This is a genomic window from Lonsdalea quercina (assembly GCF_900107885.1).
GTDB lineage: Bacteria > Pseudomonadota > Gammaproteobacteria > Enterobacterales > Enterobacteriaceae > Lonsdalea > Lonsdalea quercina.
Genome location: NZ_FNQS01000005.1, coordinates 144,349 through 164,285, shown reverse-complemented (window position 1 = coordinate 164,285; position 19,937 = coordinate 144,349). Strand labels below are relative to the sequence as shown.

Sequence of the window (19,937 nt, the reverse complement as noted above, 5' to 3'; positions counted from 1 at the left end):
TTCCCACCGTTGATAATTTTCTTCGCTATCTCACCACCGAAAGACCCGCTCCATTGGAGAGGAAACCATCATTACTTCATTTGTAAGCGACGGTCTACCTGCAATCACTCAATGTCGATACGCTTGAGTAGGTATTGCTACGCCAATCATAACCCGGAATCCACTCGGACTAACTTATGTAAATCCAGAGGAGGATACCGCGTCGTTGGCGACAAGACTGTTTCAATTGCTGTTGGGGGGATGGCGTGCAGATAAAGACGAATGCTGAGCATTGAGGGCTAAACCGTCAATGAGTTTTTTCGCCGGCAAATTTCAGGCGAAAAAAACCAACCGTCACTGGTTGGTTTTTTTCTGGGATTACACGAGAAAAGTATAATTTGTAGGTTAACTATTTGTTTGTATTGACTTGATTTTGAGTTTGGTTTTTATCATATAACTAAAATGAAAAGTCACTCTGAAAAATGGCAGCCGTGAACACGATTTTTTATCGTTTATTAAGCCCTGACAGAATCAGCCAATTGTTACCTTTGACTGCATGAAGCGTGGGCGTCGTTCCTTCTGTTACAGTGTGACTGATTAAAAGGATATAGCATTTGGTCGTACGTTATCTGAATCTGAGGTGTTGATGTGCATTGTCTACAACATGGAGAACGGCTGGCGTATTGAAGTTAGTTTTGACGATTCACAAAAGCAGGTCGTTGCGGTTGCCAAAAACAACGATCAGCAGATAAGGATTACAGGTGTCGATTTTGATGAACTGATTGCGACATTGAAAGATGCTGGCGTTCCTGGCTATGAAAGTAATTGGCGTGAACTACGTTTAGTATTGTCAAAATATCTTTGACTATGGCGCATGGTTTGCCTTTGCCGCTTCACGCTGTTGTCGGGCTTCTGCCAAAGAAGCCGCAGGGAATGAACCAAAACTGATTGATGCACGTTTCTTCGTATCGGGAGGGTAATAATTAAATCGCCAGATTTTAGAACCGCTCGGTTTCACCAGCAGAGATAACCCATCCCCATCCTGTAGCGTGTATTCCTTCTCGGCAGGTTTGGCGCTTTGATCTCGGTATTGTCAGAGGGGTAGTTGTGCGCTCTTATAGTTATATGGGGCGGTATAACTAAGCGTATAACTAACCTTTCGGCTGTAAACGGGGTATCCCGGTAGATAACAGGCAACAAAAAACCCGCAAACTCAGAGAGAATGCGGGTTTCTGTGGGGTTTCCGTTAATAACTGGTACTAACGGAATATGTATTTGGTCGGCACGAGAGGATTCGAACCTCCGACCCCCGACACCCCATGACGGTGCGCTACCAAGCTGCGCTACGTGCCGACGTTGTGGAGGCACATATTACCGTTTCCAGATCTGATTGCAATAGTAGAACGTCACGACTGCTTTAGATTTAGGCAGTTAGTTGGCTATGAATCGCCTTTCGTCCGTCAGCACTTGCAACAGCAGACCCAGCTGCGGTTTATCCGACGTAAGCTCTCGACCTTCCTGATCGAACGTCCGATAACTGCCGTGCGTCCCCAACAAAATGATCTGCTCCGGCGTTGTAATCGACAGCAAATTGTCGCTGCCGTTGGTCAGCCAGGCGTTTCGTCTTTCTGCCGTGAACAGGTCTTCGCCCTGAGAGAAATCTCTCGCCGGCGTCTGTACGTGCAGTAAACGCTGCATCAGCGTGGTCATGACGTCCTTATGGTCCGTCATTTTACTGATGGTCTGCGCTGGCGTGCCCGGCCAGTGAATCACCAGTGGTACCTGATAAAGCGAACGCGACATCGGTTTCGGCATGTTGTCCATCAGGTTGGCGGGCGTGCTCTGGGCGGCGGTCACGACGACGACGGTGTTATCCAGCAGGTTTTTGTCGCGTAAGCCATCGAGCATCCGCCCAATCTGGCGGTCCAGCGTCGCATTATCCTGACAGTAGCGACGCTGCTGCTCAGAGGCGGATTGATTTGCGCTGACGTTATGATTCAGCTCGACATAGGAGAACCAATGGGCGCCTGACGGGTGTCCGTCCAGCCACTTCAGCCATTGGGTCGCGATGGCGTCGGCACTTTGCGCCGAAGCTACCGGCAACGAGAAGTCGGAGAGCAAGGCTTGTCGGTAAAGCGGGCTGTTGAATCCGGTGGACGAGAACAGGCTGAACTGATAGCCCTGCTGTCCGAGCGCGCTAATGAGCGCGGACGGCTTACTGCTGGCGAGGATGCCGTCCATGTAGGTGCTGGAAATGCCGTAGAACAGGTTGAGCAGCCCGGCATTCGGTTCGCTGCCCGCGCTGAGGTGATGGCTGAAGCGGACGTTCTCTTCTGCGAAGCGCGCCAAATTCGGCATCGCCTGCGGCGTGTTTTCCGGCAAGCTGTCGACCACCACCAATAGCAGGTTGTAACCGCTGCCCGCATCCTGGAAAGTGATGTCGTTGAGTGGATACTCGACGGATAACGCCTCCGGATTACCCTGTTGCGTCAGCCGACGCTGATACTCCTGCGCATCCAGCAGGCCATGTTTTTCCAGAAAACGGCGAGCCGTCATGGGATAGGAAAGCGGCAGATTGGAGCGCTGCATGGTAATCGGGCGATAGAAATTGGCATCCGCCCAGATGTACATCATGTGGGATGCGCAAAAAGCCGTGATGAATACCCCGGCCAGCGGTTTGCCGAAACTGCGCCGATTGAGGCTGCGCAGCTTTTGCCAGCACCAGGTCCCGAACAGCATTTCCACCATAAAAATGATGGGGACGCTGATGAATAACAACTGCCAGTCTCGGGCGGTTTCGCTCTGGTCTGGATTGGTCACCAGCTCCCATACCGTCAGGTTGAGGTGTAGGTGGAAACGCGTAAAGACGGCGGAGTCTACGATCAGCAGAGTCAGTCCCGCCGTCGCCACTGTGGCGGAGATTACCCGAAGCAGTCGCTGCGACATCACGAAGAACGTGAGGGGAAAGAGGATCAGCAGGTATATCGCGAACCCGATAAAACTGAAGTGGCCGAGCCAACTGACCAGCGCGTAGATACGCCCGGTCAGCGAGGCAGGCCAGTCGGCAACCAACAGGTAGCGGCTACCCAGTCCCAGACTGAGGAGAATATTGAAAAGAGCAAACCAGTGTCCCCAACTAATCATCTGGGAGACTTTTTCGCGGTAGCGCGGGCGGTTGGTTACCATAAAGAGATCGACATCAATGTGTGTTGTCAGCTTTCACCGAAGACTGCAGCGCTTCGGCAAAGGAACGCGCCAGAATCTGACGTTGGGCCGGGGCGACGCTGGTATTCAGCAGGTTCGTGACCATATTTCCCAGCACCATCAAAGCAAGATCGGTTGGTGCGCGATGTTTTTCCAGAATATTGACCAAATCTGACAGCAGTTGTTCAACTTGTTCGTCACTATAACGGGATGATTGTGGCATAAAATGGTGATTCTCAGACGGTTAAAGTCGAACATATTACCGTATAGAGGCACCGTTTTCCGCACTTTTATTGCTTTAGGCAATGTCAGTGACGGGACGATGCGACCACGGCGGATAAGGTTGCAGCAACTACGCTGAGGTGCTTGAATACGCACCTTGCTAAAAGGAGAGTCTAACATGAGTCTGGATATCGACCAGATTGCCCTGCATCAGTTAATCAAGCGCGATGAGCAAACGTTGGATTTAGTGCTCCGCGACTCGCTGCTGACCCCCAACGACGCCGTGAACGACATGATGGCCGAATTGCACCGGGTATACAGCGCCAAAAACAAAGCTTACGGTCTGTTTAACGAGCAAAGCGAGCTGGCGGATGCGCTGCGGGCCTGTCGCAAAGGCGATGAGGACTTCCTGGCATTTACCCGTGCGGCCACCGGCCGTTTGCGCGACGAACTGGCGAAGTACCCGTTCGCCGACGGCGGCGTCGTGCTTTTTTGCCAGTATCGCTATCTGGCGGTGGAGTACCTGCTGGTGACTGTCCTGAACAGTTGCAGCAGCCTGCGCGTCAACGAACAACTGGATATCAGCAATACCCACTATCTGGACATCAATCACGCCGACATCGTGGCGCGCATCGATTTGACCGAATGGGACACCAATCCTGAGTCCACGCGCTATCTGACGTTCCTCAAAGGCCGCGTGGGACGAAAAGTCTCCGACTTCTTCATGGATTTTCTCGGCGCGGCGGAAGGGCTGGACACCAAGGCGCAGAACCGTGGTTTGCTGAAGGCGGTCGATGAATATTGTGCTGAAGCGGCGCTGGATAAGAATGAGCGTCAGGAATATCGTCAGCAGGTCTACAGCTACTGCAACGAACAGTTGCAGTCGGGGGAAGAGATCGCACTGTCCTCCCTGTCTCAGGAACTGCCGCCCCTGGGCGACAAGACGCTGGAAGCTTTCACGACAGAGCAGGGGTATGAGCTGGCAGACAGCTTCCCGGCCGATCGTAGTACGCTACGTCAGCTGACCAAGTTCGCCGGTAGCGGCGGCGGTCTTAGCATCAATTTCGATGCGTTGCTCTTAGGCGAACGTATTTTCTGGGATGCAGCGACCGACACGCTGACCATCAAGGGCACGCCACCGAACCTACGTGACCAGCTACAGCGACGACTGAGCGGCGGCGATCGCTAACGGAGCCGAACGGCGGGCGAAGGCTTACCTCGTTCGCTGGCGATATTCGCCTTCGGTACTGAAGGCGTGATTTCCTCTTTGTTCATCGCCTGGCGCGGCGTCGCGCTTGGTCTTTTGATGGTATTTGTCACTCGGATGCAGACTGCCTTATGATGGCGGCTCTGCATCCGTTTTCATTGCGTGAGATTCCCGTGCAATCTAACTTCAATATGCTGCTGGCGGTGTACGATCGTGCCGCGTTGATGCTGATTTGCCTCTTTTTCCTGACCCGAACACGCCATTTCCGGCAGCTGTTGCAGCAGGATGAGCACTCGCCATTCGACCTGTTCGTGGTCACGGCGATTTTTTCCCTGTTCGCGTTGTTCAGCACCTGGTCGGGCATTAATGTCGATGGTTCGCTGGTGAACGTGCGCGTGGTGGCCGTGATGTCCGGGGGGATTCTGTTCGGCCCCTGGGTCGGCATCACCACGGGTATCATCGCTGGGTTACACCGCTACCTTATCGATATTCACGGCATTACGTCGGTGCCCTGTCTGGTGACCAGCATCGTAGCCGGTTTTATGTCCGCCTGGATCCACCAGCGTATTCCCCGCAACAAGCATTGGAGCATCGGTATCGTCGGCGGCATGCTGTGTGAAACGCTGACCATGCTGCTGGTGGTGCTGTGGACGCGGCCGATTGCGCTAGGATTAGATATCGTGGCTCATATCGCGATCCCGATGATTCTTGGCACCGTCAGCATTGGACTGATCGTGCTGCTGGTGCGCAGCGTAGAAGGGGAGAAAGAGGCCATCGCCGCCCGACAGGCCAAGCTGGCGCTGGATATCGCCAATAAAACGCTGCCGCTGTTCCGGCATGTGAATATCGAGTCGCTGCGCAAAGTGTGCGACATCATCCGCACTGACATCAACGCGGACGCGGTGGCGATGACCAACACCCAACAGGTACTGACCTACGTCGGCGTCGGCGAGGAAAAGTATCACAGCGGCGATCGCGACCTGAGCCCGACCACGCTCCATGCGCTGAAGAGTGGAAAAATCATCATTAAAAATAACGATGAGGCGCATCGCACGCCGGAAATCCACTCGATGATCGTCATTCCGCTGCGGGAAAAGGGCAAGGTGACGGGGACGTTAAAGATTTACTATCGCCACGCCTACCGCATCACCTGGTCATTGAAAGAGATGGCGATCGGCTTGTCGCAGATTATCTCCACGCAGTTGGAAGTGTCTCGCGCCGAGCAGCTAAGAGAAATGGCGGACAGGGCGGAGCTGAGAGCCTTACAAAGCAAAATCAACCCGCATTTTCTGTTCAACGCGCTGAATGCCATCTCCACATCCATTCGGTTAAACCCCGATACGGCGCGTCAGCTGATTATCAATTTGTCGCGCTATCTGCGCTACAACCTGGAGCGTAACGACGACGAACTCATCGACATCAAAAGCGAGCTTTATCAGGTCAAAGACTACATTGCCATCGAGCAGGCGCGCTTTGGGGACAAGCTCACGGTCATTTACGACATCGATGAGGACGTCAGCTGTCATATTCCCAGCTTGCTGATTCAGCCGCTGATTGAAAACGCCATCGTGCACGGTGTCCGTCCCTGTAAGGGCAACGGCGTGGTCGTGCTGAGTATCCAGGACGTGGGCGACCGCATTCGCGTTGCGGTGCGCGATACCGGCAGCGGCATCAGCGATGAAGTGATTGAACGGGTCGCCAAGAATGAAATGCCGGGTAATAAAATCGGGCTGCTCAATGTGCATCACCGTATCAAGCTGTTGTATGGCGACGGTCTGCACATCCGGCAGTTGCATCCGGGTACGGAAATCGAGTTCTACATCAGTAAAAACGGGGCGTCGCTGCCGGAAAGCGCGGTAGCCTTCCCTCCCTGAGCAGAGTTAATCAGGATATTTTAGTGAAAGCGATTATTGTTGAAGACGAGTTTCTTGCCCAGCAAGAGCTAAGCTGGCTAATCAAAGAGCATAGTCAGATTGAAGTGGAAGGGGTCTTTGATGACGGCCTCGACGTGCTGAAATACCTTCAGCACCACAAGGTGGATGTTGTCTTCCTCGACATTAATATTCCCTCGCTGGATGGGGTGTTGTTGGCGAAAAATATGAGTCAGTTCGCCCACAAACCGCTGATCGTCTTTATTACCGCCTATAAAAACCATGCGGTCGAAGCCTTTGAGCTGGAAGCGTTCGACTACATCCTGAAGCCCTATCACGAAACGCGCATCGTCAGCATGCTTCAGAAGCTTGAGACGGCGTGGCACCAGCAACAAACCACGACCGCCGTGGGCGGCGCAGGGCGGTCGGCGCCGATGACCATCAATCTGGTGAAAGATAAGCGCATTATCGTGACCAATATTCACGACATCTACTATGCGGAATCGCACGAAAAGCTGACGTTCGTCTACACCAAGCGGGACGAATATGTGATGTCCATGAACATCACCGAGTTCTGTAGCCGACTGCCCGAAGCTTACTTCTTTCGCTGCCATCGCTCTTACTGCGTCAACCTGAGTAAAATCCGCGAAATCGAGCCGTGGTTCAACAATACCTACATCCTTAAGCTCAGCGATTTGGATTTCCAGGTGCCGGTCAGCCGGGGCAAGGTCAAAGAGTTCCGGCAGTTGATGCGCCTTTAACGGCAGTTCATTCCCTCCACGCAGCAGTTCATGCCCTGTCTAAACTCATGGATGAGCCACCTCTTTATAATGGTGTCATTCAGTAGGTGCCTTTACCTGCTCATTTCAACACCAGAAAATTAATGAGGGATCCGGAATGAACGCCAAACCGGTAAATCGTGCAGTGATTGTGGTCGGGACTATCCTGGCGCAAATGGGGTTGGGGACTATTTATACCTGGAGCCTCTACAACCAGCCTTTGGTCGACAAATTTAACTGGTCGCTGGGTTCTGTCGCCACGACCTTCTCCATTACCAGCTTCTTCCTGGCTTTCGCCACCCTGTTTGCCGGCCGCATTCAGGAACGCATCGGCATTCGCAAACTGACGTTGATCTCCGGCCTGGTGCTGGGGCTGGCTCTGATGTGCAGCGCCTACGTCACCTCGCTGACGGCGATCTGGCTGCTGGTCGGGGTCGTGGTCGGCTTCGCCGACGGTACGGCCTACATCACCACGCTGTCGAACCTGATCAAATGGTTCCCCAATCGTAAGGGCGTGATTGCCGGCGTCTCCGTCGGTGCTTACGGTACCGGCAGCCTGCTGTTCAAATACATCAACAGCGCATTGTTGGGGCATGTCGGCATCTCCCAGACGTTCTTCTGGTGGGGCATGATGGCGATGGCGCTAATCGTGACAGGGTCTCTGTTGCTCAAAGAAGCGCAGGTACAGCCTTCCGCGCCCAATGCGACTGGCGCGGGTAACATCAACTTTACCGTCAGCGAGATGCTGGCGGTCAAAGAGTCCTGGATGCTGTTTGTCGTGTTCTTCACTGCCTGCATGAGCGGTCTGTATCTGATTGGTATCGCCAAAGATATTGGCGTACGCATGGTGGGCCTGGATGCGGTCACCGCCGCTAACGCCGTTTCCGCCATCGCGATCTGCAACACGGCGGGGCGTCTGATACTGGGATCGCTGTCCGACAAAGTCGGCCGCCTGCGGGTGATCAATTTTACGCTGCTGGTCACGGCGATCTCTGTCTCCGTCATGGCCTTCCTGCCGATGAACCACTTGACCTTCTTCCTGTGCACTGGCGCGGTCGCCTTCTGCTTCGGTGGTAACATCACGGTCTTCCCGGCTATCGTGGGCGACTTCTTCGGCCTGCGTCACCACAGCAAAAATTACGGGTTGATTTATCAGGGGTTTGGTCTGGGCGCGTTGTCAGGTTCCTTCATCGCCGCGCAGCTGGGAGGATTTCAGAGCACCTTCATCGCTATCACCGTGCTGTCGGTCATCTCTCTGCTGATTACGCTGGTGATCAGACCGCCTAAGTCAACGCCTTCGCAGTCAGCCAAGCTGGTGACGCAGAGCAGCAACGCCTAAGTCGTGTGCTTCGTCTCACACTTCCTCAAAGCCTCCAGCCGGAGGCTTTTTTGTGTCTGCTTACATGCTGCCAACGAGGTTTCTGCCCACCTCATGTCGGCGACGGCGCTTTCGCCGTCGTCAGCACATAACCAAAGCGACGCTCAGGAAGGAGCAATGATGCGAAACGTGGACTGGTTAGCGTGCGCGGTGAGGGGGGAGATAACGGGGGAGGGCGGCTGAGCTGGGGCCATAAAAAAACGCCGCGAGGCGGCGTTTTTTATCCGCTGAGACAGCGGGATGACTCGAGACGTAATTAAACGCGTACGAAGTCGATGTGAGCCAGTTTAGGTTTGTACACGTGGCGCTGAACAGCCTGAACCTTCACTTTAGTTTCTTTGCCATCGATAACCAGAGTCAGAGCTTCGGTGTAGAACGGCTCACCCGTACGCTCTTCCAGGTTTTTAACCGGATCGTGATCCAGTTCGATAGCGATCGGCGCTTCCGTACCACCGTAAACGATAGCGGGGAATTTACCGGCAGTGCGCAGGCGGCGGCTCGCACCCTTACCCTGCTCTTTACGAACTTCTGCGTTGATAGTAATCATTGCTTTCTCTACTTATATAAAAGTGATCCTGCTACAGGCGACCCAGCAACAGGTTGGATGATTCTGCTTATGCCGAAGCAAAAGCGGGCGGAATTCTAGCGGAATCTGGCGCTCCGGGCAAATAAAACCGCCGCGCGCTCAGCCGCGTAGCTCATTGGCGCGTCGGTAGCGGCCCTGATAATCGAACAGTTTTTCACGGATTTGCCAGAATTTTCCCTGTTGGCGGGCGACCACGAAGTCGGGGGCGCGCAGTCGCTCCTGTTGTTGCAGGATGTCGGCACTGGTTTTCCACGCGAAAGGAACGCCAGGGGCGCGTTGATGCACGCGCAGGAATAGATACTCAAAGGCGTTCCGTTGCGCGGGCGTATGCAGCCGGAAGCGTTCGTTGACCTCCGCGCCGTCTTCGTCATGATAGGTGATGCGCAGCCAGTCGCCCTTGCTATCTTGACCAGGCGTCAGGCTCATGCCGCTGCAGCGCAGCACGAAGGCGTCGCGGAGCTTTAACGCGGCTTTGAGCATATCGTCCGGGTCGACCAGCACAGCGTCGCACTGATGGCAGCGACGGGCGGCGATGTCGTTTTCGGCGCCGCAGTGCGGGCAGCTCTTGAAGCGGAAGCGATAATCGCACTGCTCCCGTCGGCCGTCGTCGTCTTCGGTGAATCCCTGACAGCGGCGGCCGAAATGTTCGATCACCGTACCGTCTTCCGTACATTTTCCCCAGAACAGGTTGGCAAAGCCGCACTGTGGACAAAAGACTTGCACCGGCTGACTGTCCGCGTGCGACTTGCTGGCGCCCACTTCCGGTGTGTAGAGGTCGAAGGGATTGCCCGCGTAGTCCAGAATCAGGCAGTCGGTTTTTCCCGGAGAGAGACGCAGGCCGCGCCCGACGATTTGCTGATACAGGCTGACGGATTCGGTGGGGCGCAGAATGGCGATAAGATCGACATGAGGCGCGTCAAAACCCGTGGTCAGCACGGACACGTTAACCAGATAGCGTAACTGCTGCTGTTTGAACGCCGTAATCAAGGTATCGCGCTCACCAGGTGGCGTTTCGCCGCTGATGAGCGCGGCTTCGCCCTCCGGCAACAGGCCGGTGATTTCGGTCGCATGTTCCACCGTGGCGGCGAAGATCATCACGCCCTTGCGGTCGACGCCGTAATCCTGAATTTGACGGATAATTTGCGGGGTGACGCGCTTCTGACGTTTCAGTTCCCGGTTCAGATCGGCCTCGCTGAACAAACCGTGGCTCTGAACTTTCAGTTTGCTGAAGTCGTACTGAATGACCGGCATATCCAGTCGAACAGGCGGCACCAGAAAGCCGTGTTTGATCATATATCGCAGCGGCAGCTCGTAGATACAGTCACGAAACAGGCAGTTCTCGCCTCCTCGCACCATGCCATGGTAGTGGTATTGATAGATCCACCCCTTGCCTAGCCGATAGGGCGTTGCGGTGAGACCCAGCAGACGTAGCCGGGGATTGACGGTTTGCAGATGGCGTAATATCTGGCGGTATTGACTGTCGTCGGCGTCCCCGATGCGGTGGCACTCGTCGACGATCAGCAGCGAAAAAGCCTGATCGAAATCCGCGAGGTGACGTGCGATGGACTGAACGCTACCGAAGACGACTTTGCCCTGGCTTTGACGTTGACGCAGCCCGGCAGAAAAAATATCGGCTTCCAGCCCCAGCGCCCGGTACTTGGCGTGATTTTGCTCCACCAGCTCTTTAACGTGAGCCAATACCAGCACGCGTCCGCGCGCCAGTCGCGCCAGCTCGGCAATCACCAGGCTTTTGCCCGCGCCGGTAGGAAGAACGATCACGGCGGGTGATGCGTGATGACGGAAGTAGTCCAGCGTGGCGTCGACGGCCTCGCGCTGGTAGGGACGTAGGGTAAACGGCATCATTAGCGATAGCGAAAACGAGTTGAATGCTGGCTGGACTTAAGTGCTCCTGCGGGGGTATCAAGACGAACGCGCTGACTGGAAACGGCGGCAAGGGTGGTGAACTCAAGGGTTGTCGCGATGGAGCGCCTGGTTGCAATCAGCATTTGTAGTACTTCATGACGCTGAATTGATGACATAATAAGGCTCCTTTGGAATATGCTCACGGCCGTGTAGAGGGGTTAGGCCGCTTGGACAGGGGCGAAATTGCTTCTATTATGCCTATTACTCAGGAGAGGAGCGAGCAACGGTAGGCGTTGAGTCGGTTGGACTGCAACATTCGCAGTCGACGCGGCGAACACAGCGACACGATGGATCGCTCCTGCACGCAGGGCCAAGCCCTGACCAGCCACATATGCAATATAGGCAGTAAACCGTTAATGCGATTGGACAAATTTTTATCTCAGCAGTTAGGACTCAGCCGTTCTCTGGTGGCGCGCGAACTGCGCGCGCAGCGGGTGACGGTCGATGGCGAAATTGTTAAAACCGGCGCTTTCAAGCTGTTGCCGGACCAGGTCGTCGAGTTTGACGGTCGTCCCCTCGAGCAGCAGCACGGGCCGCGATATTTCATGCTGCATAAGCCGCAGGGCTATGTTTGCTCTACCGACGATCCGGACCACCCGACTATCCTATACTTTATGGATGAGCCGATGGCGCACAAGTTACACGCCGCAGGCCGTCTGGATATCGATACCAGCGGACTGGTGCTGTTGACGGACGATGGGCAGTGGTCTCATCGCATCACCTCGCCCAAACATCACTGCGAGAAAACCTATCTTGTGACGCTGGAACAGCCGCTACAGCCAGAAACGGCCGCGCAGTTCGCCGCTGGGATCCAGTTAAATAATGAAAAAAGTCTGACGTTGCCCGCAAGGCTGGAGCAGGTCGGCGACCAGCAGGTGCGGTTGACCATCAGCGAAGGCCGCTACCATCAGGTGAAACGAATGTTCGCCGCGGTGGGTAACCACGTTGTGGCGCTTCACCGGGAGCGTATTGGCGGCATCGTCCTGGATGACGCGCTGGATGAGGGGGAGTACCGTCCTCTCACGCCGGAAGAAGTGGCCAGCGTCGGGCTTTAGCCGTTTTTGGTCGGGGCGTCGTCGGTATAGGTCCCTCAGACCCGCGTTTCGTCATTCGCCGCGTCTGTCAGCGCGGCGGGTGAGAGGGGGCAGGGCCAGGCGATGCGTCGTCGTGGGAGTATGTTGTCTACCAGGAGAATGATTTTCAGTGCAAGCTCAACTACCTTCCCGCGTTGGCCTGATCGTCATTCTGGGCCTGATCTCCATGCTGATGCCGCTGGCGATCGACATGTATCTTCCTGCGCTCCCGGTCATCGCCAAAGAGTTCGCCGTCGACGCTGGACGCGTGCAGATGACGCTCAGCGCTTATATCTTCGGCTTCGCCATCGGCCAGATTTTCTACGGCCCGATGTCGGACAGCGTTGGACGTCGCCCGGTGATCCTTGGGGGCGTGATCATGTTTACGATTGCAGCCGTCGCCTGCGCGCTGTCGCAAACGGTGGAGCAGCTGGTGGCGATGCGCTTTCTCCACGGCCTGTCCGCCGCGTCCGCCAGCGTTGTCATCAACGCGCTAATGCGGGATCTGTTCTCCAAAGAAGAGTTCTCGCGGATGATGTCGTTTGTCATCTTGGTCATGACCGTCGCTCCACTGCTGGCGCCTATTTTGGGCGGGGCGCTGCTGTTTTGGTTGAATTGGCACGCCATCTTCTGGACCATTGCCGCCGCATCGCTTCTGACCTCGGTGCTGGTCTGGAAATATGTGCGTGAGTCGCTGCCCCCCGAACGCCGACAGCGGTTCAATCTGCAAACGACGCTAAACAATTTCGTGCTGCTGTTCCGCCATCGCCGAGTGATGAGTTATATGCTTGCCAGCGGCCTGTCGTTCGCCGGCATGTTCTCGTTTCTCAGTGCGGGGCCGTTCGTGTACATCGATCTGAACGGCGTATCGCCGCAGAATTTTGGTTACTATTTTGCGCTTAACATCATCTTTTTGTTCCTGATGACATTGTTGAACAGTCGCATTGTGTCGAGAATGGGCGCGTTATTCATGTTCCGACTGGGTATTTTGATTCAGTTTGTCATGGGGATCTTTCTGGTGGCGGTTTGCGCCCTGCATCTGGGATTTCTACCGCTGGTCGTCGGTGTGGCCGTCTACGTCGGCTGCATGGCGACGGTTGCATCGAATGCGCTGGCCGTGGTGCTGGGCGATTTTCCGCATATGGCGGGAACCGCCTCGTCCATTGCAGGTACGCTGCGCTTCGGATTGGGGTCTCTGGTCGGCTTTTCGTTGTCGGTGGCGGCGTTCCATACTGCCTGGCCAATGGTGATTAGTATGGTGGCATGCTCCGCCGGCGCGCTGGCGCTCTATTTCTATGCCAACCGTCCTCGTCGCGCCTGAGCGGATTGCAATGCGCCACAACAAAGAGGCACAAATGTTCCTTAATTGTGAATATTTTGCTCTAAAAAGTGAATAATATGAAAATAACAGTTGAGAAAACGGGGGTAAAAGGTTACATATAACAAAAATTACCCCTCATTCGTGATCGCCTTAACAAAATATAACCGCCAGAATGGGTTATCACGAACAGGTCGCCGGGCGGTTTTACCGCCACGGGCACCCTAGCGGAAGGCGGGTGTTAGGCAGGAAGCCTGCGTCACCGATATTTTTATTATGTTGTTATTTTGTAAGTTTTCATTTTTGCTTAACCGAGGAAAACAGCTGTGAATAGTCTTCAACTTTCGGTGGTTCATCGTTTGCCGCAAAGTTACCGTTGGTTAACCGGTTGCACGGGTATCCGAGTGGAACCGATCCCCCTCAACGGCAGCGAAGATGACGATAACCTCATCGGATTCAAGATGTTAAGTCATGATGAAGAGGATGCCCGCCGTATTATGCCGCAGCTTAAACGATCGCTGGACGAAATTCAGGTGGAGTGCAGCGTGCTGGAATGGGAAGGGGAGACTTGCCTGTTTCTGCACCGTCAAGATGAAAGCACCGCCCTGTGCCGGCTGAAAAATTTGGGTGTGGCTATTGCCGAGCCCATCAGTCCGCAATATCCCTTCTGAACGGCATCCCGTCGCTCACATCGATAATTGCAGTAACTCTTGTGTATAGGGTTGCTGCGGCTGGGTAAAGACGTCCCGGCAGTCTCCCTGCTCCACGACCTTCCCCTGTTGCAACACGATGACCTGATGGCATAGCGTGCGTACCACTTGCAGATCGTGACTGATAAATACATAGGCTAGCCCATGTTTGCGCTGAAGCGCCTGCAACAGCGTCAATATCTGCGCCTGCACGCTACGGTCGAGCGAAGATGTCGGCTCGTCCAAAATCAGTAGTTCGGGTTTCAGGATCAGCGCTCGGGCGATAGCGATGCGCTGGCGCTGGCCGCCGGAGAACTCTGACGGGTAGCGGTGGCGGCTGTCGGGGGCGAGTCCCACCTCCTGAAGCGTGGCAATGACCTTTGCTTCGCGCTCTGCGGGCGTCATTTTGGCATGCACCGTCAGCCCTTCGGCGATAATCTGTTCCACGTTCAGGCGCGGGTTGAGCGAGGAGTTCGGATCCTGAAACACCACCTGTATGCGTCGCCGCATTGGCAGCATCTGACGGCGACCAAACTGATGAAGCGGCTGGCCGTCTAACCAGATTTCCCCCTGAGAGGCCAGTAGCCTTAGCAAGGCTAGCCCTGTCGTACTTTTGCCGGAACCGGATTCGCCGACGATTCCCAGACATTCTCCCCGTCGCAGCGTAAAGCTGATGTCCTGCACCACTTTTTTTTCTGCCTTTTTACGTCTCAGCAACCCGTCTTTGACCGGGAAGCTGACGCTCAGATGCTTCACCGTCAACAGCGGGGCGTGTTCGGTCGTCAGCGCGGGTGGCGAGCCGGTCGGTTCGGCGTCCAGCAGGCAGCGCGTGTAGGGATGCTGAGGAGCGGTCAGCAGCGCGCTGGCCTGATTTTGTTCAACGCATTTGCCGTTTTGCATGACGGCGATGTTGTCCGCCAGACGCCGGACGATATTTAGGTTGTGCGTGATAAAGAGCAGGCTCATCCCGAGTTCTTGCTTCAACTCGGCCAGAAGTGTCAGGATTTGCGCCTGTACGGTGACATCCAAGGCCGTCGTCGGCTCGTCGGCAATCAACAGGTCGGGCTGAGTGAGCAGCGCCATGGCGATCATGATGCGCTGGCGTTCTCCGCCCGAAAGCTGATGCGGGTAGTCAGCCAGGCGGGATTTAGCCTGCCTGATGCCGACGCGTTCCAGACACTCGACGAGCTCGCCGCGTGCGGCTTCTCGACGCATGCCACGGTGTAGCGACAGCACCTCCGCCAGCTGTTTTTCCACGCTTTGCAACGGATTGAGCGAAACCATCGGCTCCTGGAAAATCATGGCGATACGGTTGCCTCGCAGCCGCCTCAGCATTTCTTCCTGCGCATGCAGCAGGGATTGGCCCTCGAACAGGATATCACCCTGAGGATAGCGTGTCGGCGGGGAAGGCAGCAGGCGTAAAATAGATAGCGCCGTTACGCTTTTCCCCGAACCGGACTCGCCGACCAGCGCGAGCGTTTCGCCCGCGTTGATATCGAAAGAGACGCCGTCCACCACGCGCCTCTCCATGTCACCGTGCTGAAAAGCGATGCTAAGATCCTTGATCTGTAACAGGGGAGTCGTGGTCATATCAATACACCTTGCTCGGGTCAAAGGCGTCGCGCACCGCTTCGCCGATAAAGATAAGGAGTGAAAGGGCGATCGCCATCACCATGAAAATGGTGATCCCCAGCCACGGCGCCTGCAGGTTATTCTTGCCCTCAAGCAGCAGTCCTCCCAGAGATGGAGATCCCATCGGCAGGCCGAAGCCCAGAAAGTCCAGCGACGTCAGCGTGATGATAGAGCCGCACAGGATGAAGGGGAGATACGTCAGCGTCGCCACCATCGCGTTAGGCAACATACAGCGGAAAATAATCATGATATCGCTGACGCCCATGGCCTGAGCCGCCCGGATGTAATCGAAGTTGCGGGTGCGCAGGAACTCCGCACGCACCACACCGACCAGCGTCATCCAGCCGAACAGAACGGTGATCGCCAGCAGCCACCAGAACGTGGGCTGCAGCACGCTGGAGAGCAGAATAATCAAAAACAGCGTCGGCATTCCCGACCAGACTTCGATAAAGCGTTGACCCCACAGATCGAGCCGTCCGCCGTAGTAACCCTGCGTCGCGCCCACGACAATGCCGATAAAGGAGGACAGCAGCGTCAGTGATAAGCCGAACAGGAACGATAGACGAAATCCATACAGCACCTGCGCCAAAACGTCCTTGCCCTGACTGTCAGTGCCGAGCAGGTTATCCCAGGACGGCGGAGAAGGGAATGCTGTGGTCGTAGCGTAATTGATGGTGTCGTAGTGGTAACGGATCGGCGGCCAAATCGCCCAGCCGTGATCCTCAAGCCGTTTGACCAGATACGGGTCGCGATAGTCGGCTGTGGTGGCGAACTGGCCGCCAAAGGCGGTTTCGCTGTAGTTTGCCATGAAAGGAACATAAAAATGACCGTCGTAACGCACCAGCAGAGGCGCATCGTTGGCGATCAGCTCCGAAAACAGCGTCACGATGAAGAAGACCAGAAAAATCCATAGTGACCAGTAGCCCCGGCGGTTGTGTCGGAAACGTGCCCAGCGGGCCTGGTTAGGAGGGCTAAGTCGGCTCATCGGCGCTCCTCGAAATCAATACGCGGATCGACCAGCGTATAGGTCATATCGCTGATGATATTCAGCAACAATCCGATAATCGTAAAAATATACAGCGTGCCGAACATAACGGGATAATCGCGTTGCAGAGTCGCGTCATAGCCCAACAGTCCTAGCCCGTTGAGAGAAAACATCACTTCGATGAGCAGAGAACCGGTAAAAAACATGCTGATAAAGGTGGCGGGGAAACCGGCGATGACCAGCAGCATGGCGTTTCGGAACACGTGACGGTACAGAATACTTTTCTCGTTCAATCCCTTGGCGCGAGCCGTAACGACGTACTGCTTGCGGATTTCATCCAGAAAGGCGTTTTTGGTCAGCATCGTCAGCGTAGCGAAGCCCCCGATGACCAGTGCCAGCACGGGCAGAGTGATGTGCCATAGATAGTCGGTTATTTTCCCGTACCAGGGCAGGGTATCGAAGTGGCTGGATACCAGCCCGCGTAGCGGGAACCAATCCAGATAGCTGCCGCCCGCGAATAGCACGATTAGCAGGATGGCGAACAAAAATGCCGGGATGGCGTAGCCCACAACGATGAGGGTGCTGCTCCAGGTATCAAAGGCTGAACCGTCGCGAACCGCTTTTTTGATCCCCAGCGGGATCGAGACCAGATAGATAATTAAGGTGCTCCAGAGTCCCAGCGAGATAGAAACCGGCATACGATCCTTGATGAGGCCGATCACCGACTCGCCGCGAAACAGACTGTCGCCGAAGTCGAAACGCACGTAGTCCCACAGCATCTTGAAATAGCGTTCGTGCAGCGGTTTGTCGAAGCCATAGCGCTGAGTGATTTCCTGTATCACTTCCGGGTCCAATCCTCGACCGCCGCGGTAGGTATTCTCTACCGAGGGTTTACCGCTGGGACCATTGGCATTGCCCGCGCTGCCGTAGCCGCTCAGTTGCCCCATCTCAATCGCGGCGATAGCCTGGTCGACCGGTCCGCCCGGCGCGATTTGCACGATAAAAAAATTGAGGGTGATGATCGCCCACAGCGTTGGGATCACGAAAAGCAGTCGTCGTAACAGGTAAGTTCCCATAAACAGTCCTTATTGCCGTTCGGCCGGGAGGGTGGTGGCTTTTTTGGCGTCGTACCACCAGCTGTCAAATCCCAGCGCGTAGGTTGGGCGCACGGCAGGCATGCCGAACTTGTTCCAGTAGGCGAAGCGGTCGTGATTGCTGAACCACATGGGGATCATGAACTGATGCCAGGTCACTACCCGGTCTAGCGCGCGTCCTAGCGGCAGCAATGCTGACTTATCGCCCTGATGACGAATAATTTCGTCGATCAGATGATCGATCGCGGGATCTTGCACGCCGGGGGAGTTGTAGCTTGAGTCGAGATACTTGCTGCTCCAGCTCATCGCCAGATTGGCGCTGGGATAAGGTTCGGTGACATAGGGCCGCGATAGCATATCGAAATCCCGTTTGCGCAAACGGTTATTGAACTGCGGCGCATCCACCATACGCACCTGCATATCAATGCCAAGCCGCTTCAAGCTATGCTGAAACGGCAGCACGAACTGGGCGTTGCCTGCGTTGGAGATCAGCAGTTCGAAACGGAAGGGACGGCCGGTCTGCGGGTTAATCAGCGTATTGTTTTTCAGCTCCCAGCCGGCCTGCTTCAGCAGGTCGAGCGCCTGTAGCAGATGAGTGCGGTCATAGCCGCTACCGTCGGATTCGGGCGGACGATAGGCGGGGTCGAAAACTTCCGCGGGAATGCGATCTTTCAGCGGCGTTAGCCACTGCAACTCGCTGGCGCTCGGGCTTCCCGTCGCGGCATATTCTGTGTTTTGAAAAAGACTGTTGGCGCGTTGATAGCTGTTATAGAACAGCGCTTTGTTCATCCAGTTGAAATCAAACGCCAGCGTTAGCGCTTGACGCACCCGTCGATCCTGAAACAGCGGTCTTGTGGTGTTGAATACCAGCCATCGCGTCGACTGCGCCGCCGTGTTCAGCTCGTCTTTTTTGACGATATAACCTCTGGAAAAGTTGCCGCCCTGATACAACGTCGTCCACTGTTTGGGCGAGGTTTCGATGCGCATATCGAAAGCGCCGGCTTTAAAGGCTTCCAGAGCCACGCTTTCATCCAGATAGTAGTCGTAGCGAATGGAATCGAAGTTATACAGCCCTTTATTGACCGGCAGGTCGGCGGCCCAATAGTCCTTCACGCGGGAATATACAACGTATTGGCCGATATGATAGTCGGAGATCCGGTAAGCGCCGCCCGCCAGAGGAGGCCGTGTTAGCGGTTCGTTAAACTTGTGATGTCGCCAGAACGCTTCTGGGATAACGGGTAGCGTCAGTAGCCCGATCATCTTGTCTTTATCCGGCGCGCCGAAGTCGAACCGAACTGTGTGAGGGCTGATCGCTCGGGCGGCGGTGCCTTTGTAATACACGCGGAACTGCGGCACGCCTTGCGTCATAAAGGTATTGAAGGTGAAAGCAACGTCTGAGGCGGTGACCGGCGAGCCATCATGAAAGCGGGCGTGGGGATTCAGGTCAACCTCCAGCCAGCGATAGTCGCTGGCGTAGCGGGCGCCGTTGGCAATCAGCGGGTAATAGCTGCCGGACTCATCATCGGAGTTGACGTACAGCGAGTCATAAAGGGCTTCTGTTCTGACCGCAGGCAATCCGCGCGAGGCAAAACGGTTGAAGTTATCGAACGAGCCTAACGCGCTGAGGGTGATGTGCCCCCCTTTCGGGGCGTCGGGATTGGCATAGTCGAAATGGGTGAAGTTTTTATCGTACTTCGGAGCGTCCAACATAGTGAAAGCAAAAGGCTGTTGCAGCGTTTCCGCCAGCCCTGATAGCGGGGACGCGATAAGCAGTAAGGTGAAAGCGACGGATTTAAACATCGGGCAGCTGACTCCTGAATAACGTCGTTCAAGTAATGCTGGCCAACGTGTTGATATGGCGTGTTGCGTTGCCATGTGAAAAGCGATGGCGCTAGGCACAAAGAGGCATTTTAGCGTATTCCTTCCACGTTGGCAGGAGCCGGTGCGCGCCAATAAAAAACGCCGCGATGAACGAGCGGCGTTTCAGATTGCAATTG

General features: G+C 55.3%; 18 protein-coding genes and 1 tRNA gene. 8 read left to right on the top strand and 11 right to left on the bottom strand.

Annotated elements, in window-relative coordinates:
• The first annotated feature begins 643 nt into the window (after nucleotides 1-643).
• Nucleotides 644-844 carry a hypothetical protein gene (locus BLU64_RS17420; protein WP_175527805.1) on the top strand — a complete coding sequence of 67 codons (201 nt, stop codon included), beginning with the start codon at nucleotides 644-646 and terminating at the stop codon, nucleotides 842-844.
• On the opposite strand, the gene BLU64_RS17415 is transcribed toward BLU64_RS17420, so the two are convergent.
• From BLU64_RS17415 to BLU64_RS08930, 4 genes are all read right to left on the bottom strand, one after another.
• Nucleotides 845-997 (bottom strand): integrase arm-type DNA-binding domain-containing protein, encoded by a 153-nt coding sequence (locus BLU64_RS17415; protein WP_394296484.1) that lies wholly within the window; start codon nucleotides 995-997, stop codon nucleotides 845-847.
• A gap of 258 nt (nucleotides 998-1,255) precedes the next feature.
• Nucleotides 1,256-1,332 (bottom strand) — tRNA-Pro (locus tag BLU64_RS08940).
• Between the two features lie 78 nt (nucleotides 1,333-1,410).
• On the bottom strand, nucleotides 1,411-3,165 hold the full coding sequence (yejM, locus tag BLU64_RS08935) for an LPS biosynthesis-modulating metalloenzyme YejM (protein WP_026743378.1): 1,755 nt from the start codon (nucleotides 3,163-3,165) through the stop codon (nucleotides 1,411-1,413).
• A gap of 13 nt (nucleotides 3,166-3,178) precedes the next feature.
• A complete protein-coding gene (locus BLU64_RS08930) occupies nucleotides 3,179-3,406 on the bottom strand; it encodes a YejL family protein (protein WP_026740527.1) in 228 nt (75 codons plus the stop codon).
• A 177-nt stretch (nucleotides 3,407-3,583) separates the two neighbouring features.
• Between BLU64_RS08930 and yejK the strand changes: the two genes are divergently transcribed.
• The 4 genes from yejK to BLU64_RS08910 all read left to right on the top strand — a co-directional run bounded on the left by yejK (nucleotide 3,584) and on the right by BLU64_RS08910 (nucleotide 8,601).
• The gene (gene yejK, locus BLU64_RS08925) at nucleotides 3,584-4,594 is read left to right on the top strand and encodes a nucleoid-associated protein YejK (protein WP_074728422.1); all 1,011 of its coding nucleotides are present in this window, start codon (nucleotides 3,584-3,586) and stop codon (nucleotides 4,592-4,594) included.
• A 191-nt stretch (nucleotides 4,595-4,785) separates the two neighbouring features.
• Complete coding sequence (locus BLU64_RS08920) at nucleotides 4,786-6,486, top strand: sensor histidine kinase (protein WP_074728486.1); 1,701 nt, start codon at nucleotides 4,786-4,788, stop codon at nucleotides 6,484-6,486.
• A 23-nt stretch (nucleotides 6,487-6,509) separates the two neighbouring features.
• Nucleotides 6,510-7,244, top strand: coding sequence for a LytR/AlgR family response regulator transcription factor (locus BLU64_RS08915; RefSeq protein WP_026743381.1), 735 nt, complete (start codon nucleotides 6,510-6,512; stop codon nucleotides 7,242-7,244).
• Nucleotides 7,245-7,380: 136 nt separating this feature from the next.
• Nucleotides 7,381-8,601 (top strand): L-lactate MFS transporter, encoded by a 1,221-nt coding sequence (locus BLU64_RS08910; RefSeq protein WP_026740523.1) that lies wholly within the window; start codon nucleotides 7,381-7,383, stop codon nucleotides 8,599-8,601.
• A gap of 295 nt (nucleotides 8,602-8,896) precedes the next feature.
• Here the strand turns inward: BLU64_RS08910 and rplY are convergent, their stop codons facing one another.
• The 3 genes from rplY to BLU64_RS17410 form a co-directional block, all read right to left on the bottom strand.
• Nucleotides 8,897-9,187 (bottom strand): 50S ribosomal protein L25, encoded by a 291-nt coding sequence (gene rplY / locus BLU64_RS08905; protein WP_026743383.1) that lies wholly within the window; start codon nucleotides 9,185-9,187, stop codon nucleotides 8,897-8,899.
• Nucleotides 9,188-9,325: 138 nt separating this feature from the next.
• Complete coding sequence (radD, locus tag BLU64_RS08900) at nucleotides 9,326-11,086, bottom strand: DNA repair helicase RadD (protein ID WP_074728484.1); 1,761 nt, start codon at nucleotides 11,084-11,086, stop codon at nucleotides 9,326-9,328.
• A gap of 2 nt (nucleotides 11,087-11,088) precedes the next feature.
• Entirely contained in the window at nucleotides 11,089-11,265 is a 177-nt protein-coding gene (locus BLU64_RS17410; RefSeq protein ID WP_157755384.1) for a hypothetical protein, read from the bottom strand.
• A gap of 240 nt (nucleotides 11,266-11,505) precedes the next feature.
• Here BLU64_RS17410 and rsuA point away from each other — a divergent pair, with 240 nt between their 5' ends.
• The 3 genes from rsuA to BLU64_RS08885 all read left to right on the top strand — a co-directional run bounded on the left by rsuA (nucleotide 11,506) and on the right by BLU64_RS08885 (nucleotide 14,211).
• The gene (rsuA, locus tag BLU64_RS08895; protein WP_026743385.1) at nucleotides 11,506-12,204 is read left to right on the top strand and encodes a 16S rRNA pseudouridine(516) synthase RsuA; all 699 of its coding nucleotides are present in this window, start codon (nucleotides 11,506-11,508) and stop codon (nucleotides 12,202-12,204) included.
• 148 nt (nucleotides 12,205-12,352) lie between these two features.
• Complete coding sequence (locus BLU64_RS08890) at nucleotides 12,353-13,543, top strand: Bcr/CflA family multidrug efflux MFS transporter (RefSeq protein WP_026743386.1); 1,191 nt, start codon at nucleotides 12,353-12,355, stop codon at nucleotides 13,541-13,543.
• Nucleotides 13,544-13,866: 323 nt separating this feature from the next.
• A complete protein-coding gene (locus BLU64_RS08885; protein WP_026743387.1) occupies nucleotides 13,867-14,211 on the top strand; it encodes a YejG family protein in 345 nt (114 codons plus the stop codon).
• Nucleotides 14,212-14,226: 15 nt separating this feature from the next.
• Here BLU64_RS08885 and yejF read toward each other — a convergent pair whose 3' ends face one another.
• From yejF to BLU64_RS08865, 4 genes are read right to left on the bottom strand one after another with little or no spacing between them, the layout of a single operon-like run.
• Nucleotides 14,227-15,819: a microcin C ABC transporter ATP-binding protein YejF gene (yejF, locus tag BLU64_RS08880; RefSeq protein ID WP_026743388.1), complete on the bottom strand. Its 1,593-nt coding sequence runs from the start codon at nucleotides 15,817-15,819 to the stop codon at nucleotides 14,227-14,229.
• A 1-nt stretch (nucleotide 15,820) separates the two neighbouring features.
• Nucleotides 15,821-16,846 (bottom strand): ABC transporter permease, encoded by a 1,026-nt coding sequence (locus BLU64_RS08875; protein ID WP_026743389.1) that lies wholly within the window; start codon nucleotides 16,844-16,846, stop codon nucleotides 15,821-15,823.
• Nucleotides 16,843-17,922: a microcin C ABC transporter permease YejB gene (locus BLU64_RS08870; RefSeq protein WP_026743390.1), complete on the bottom strand. Its 1,080-nt coding sequence runs from the start codon at nucleotides 17,920-17,922 to the stop codon at nucleotides 16,843-16,845. The genes BLU64_RS08875 and BLU64_RS08870 overlap by 4 nt, the downstream gene beginning before the upstream one ends.
• A 9-nt stretch (nucleotides 17,923-17,931) precedes the next feature.
• Complete coding sequence (locus tag BLU64_RS08865; RefSeq protein ID WP_074728420.1) at nucleotides 17,932-19,740, bottom strand: extracellular solute-binding protein; 1,809 nt, start codon at nucleotides 19,738-19,740, stop codon at nucleotides 17,932-17,934.
• Nucleotides 19,741-19,937 lie beyond the last annotated feature (197 nt).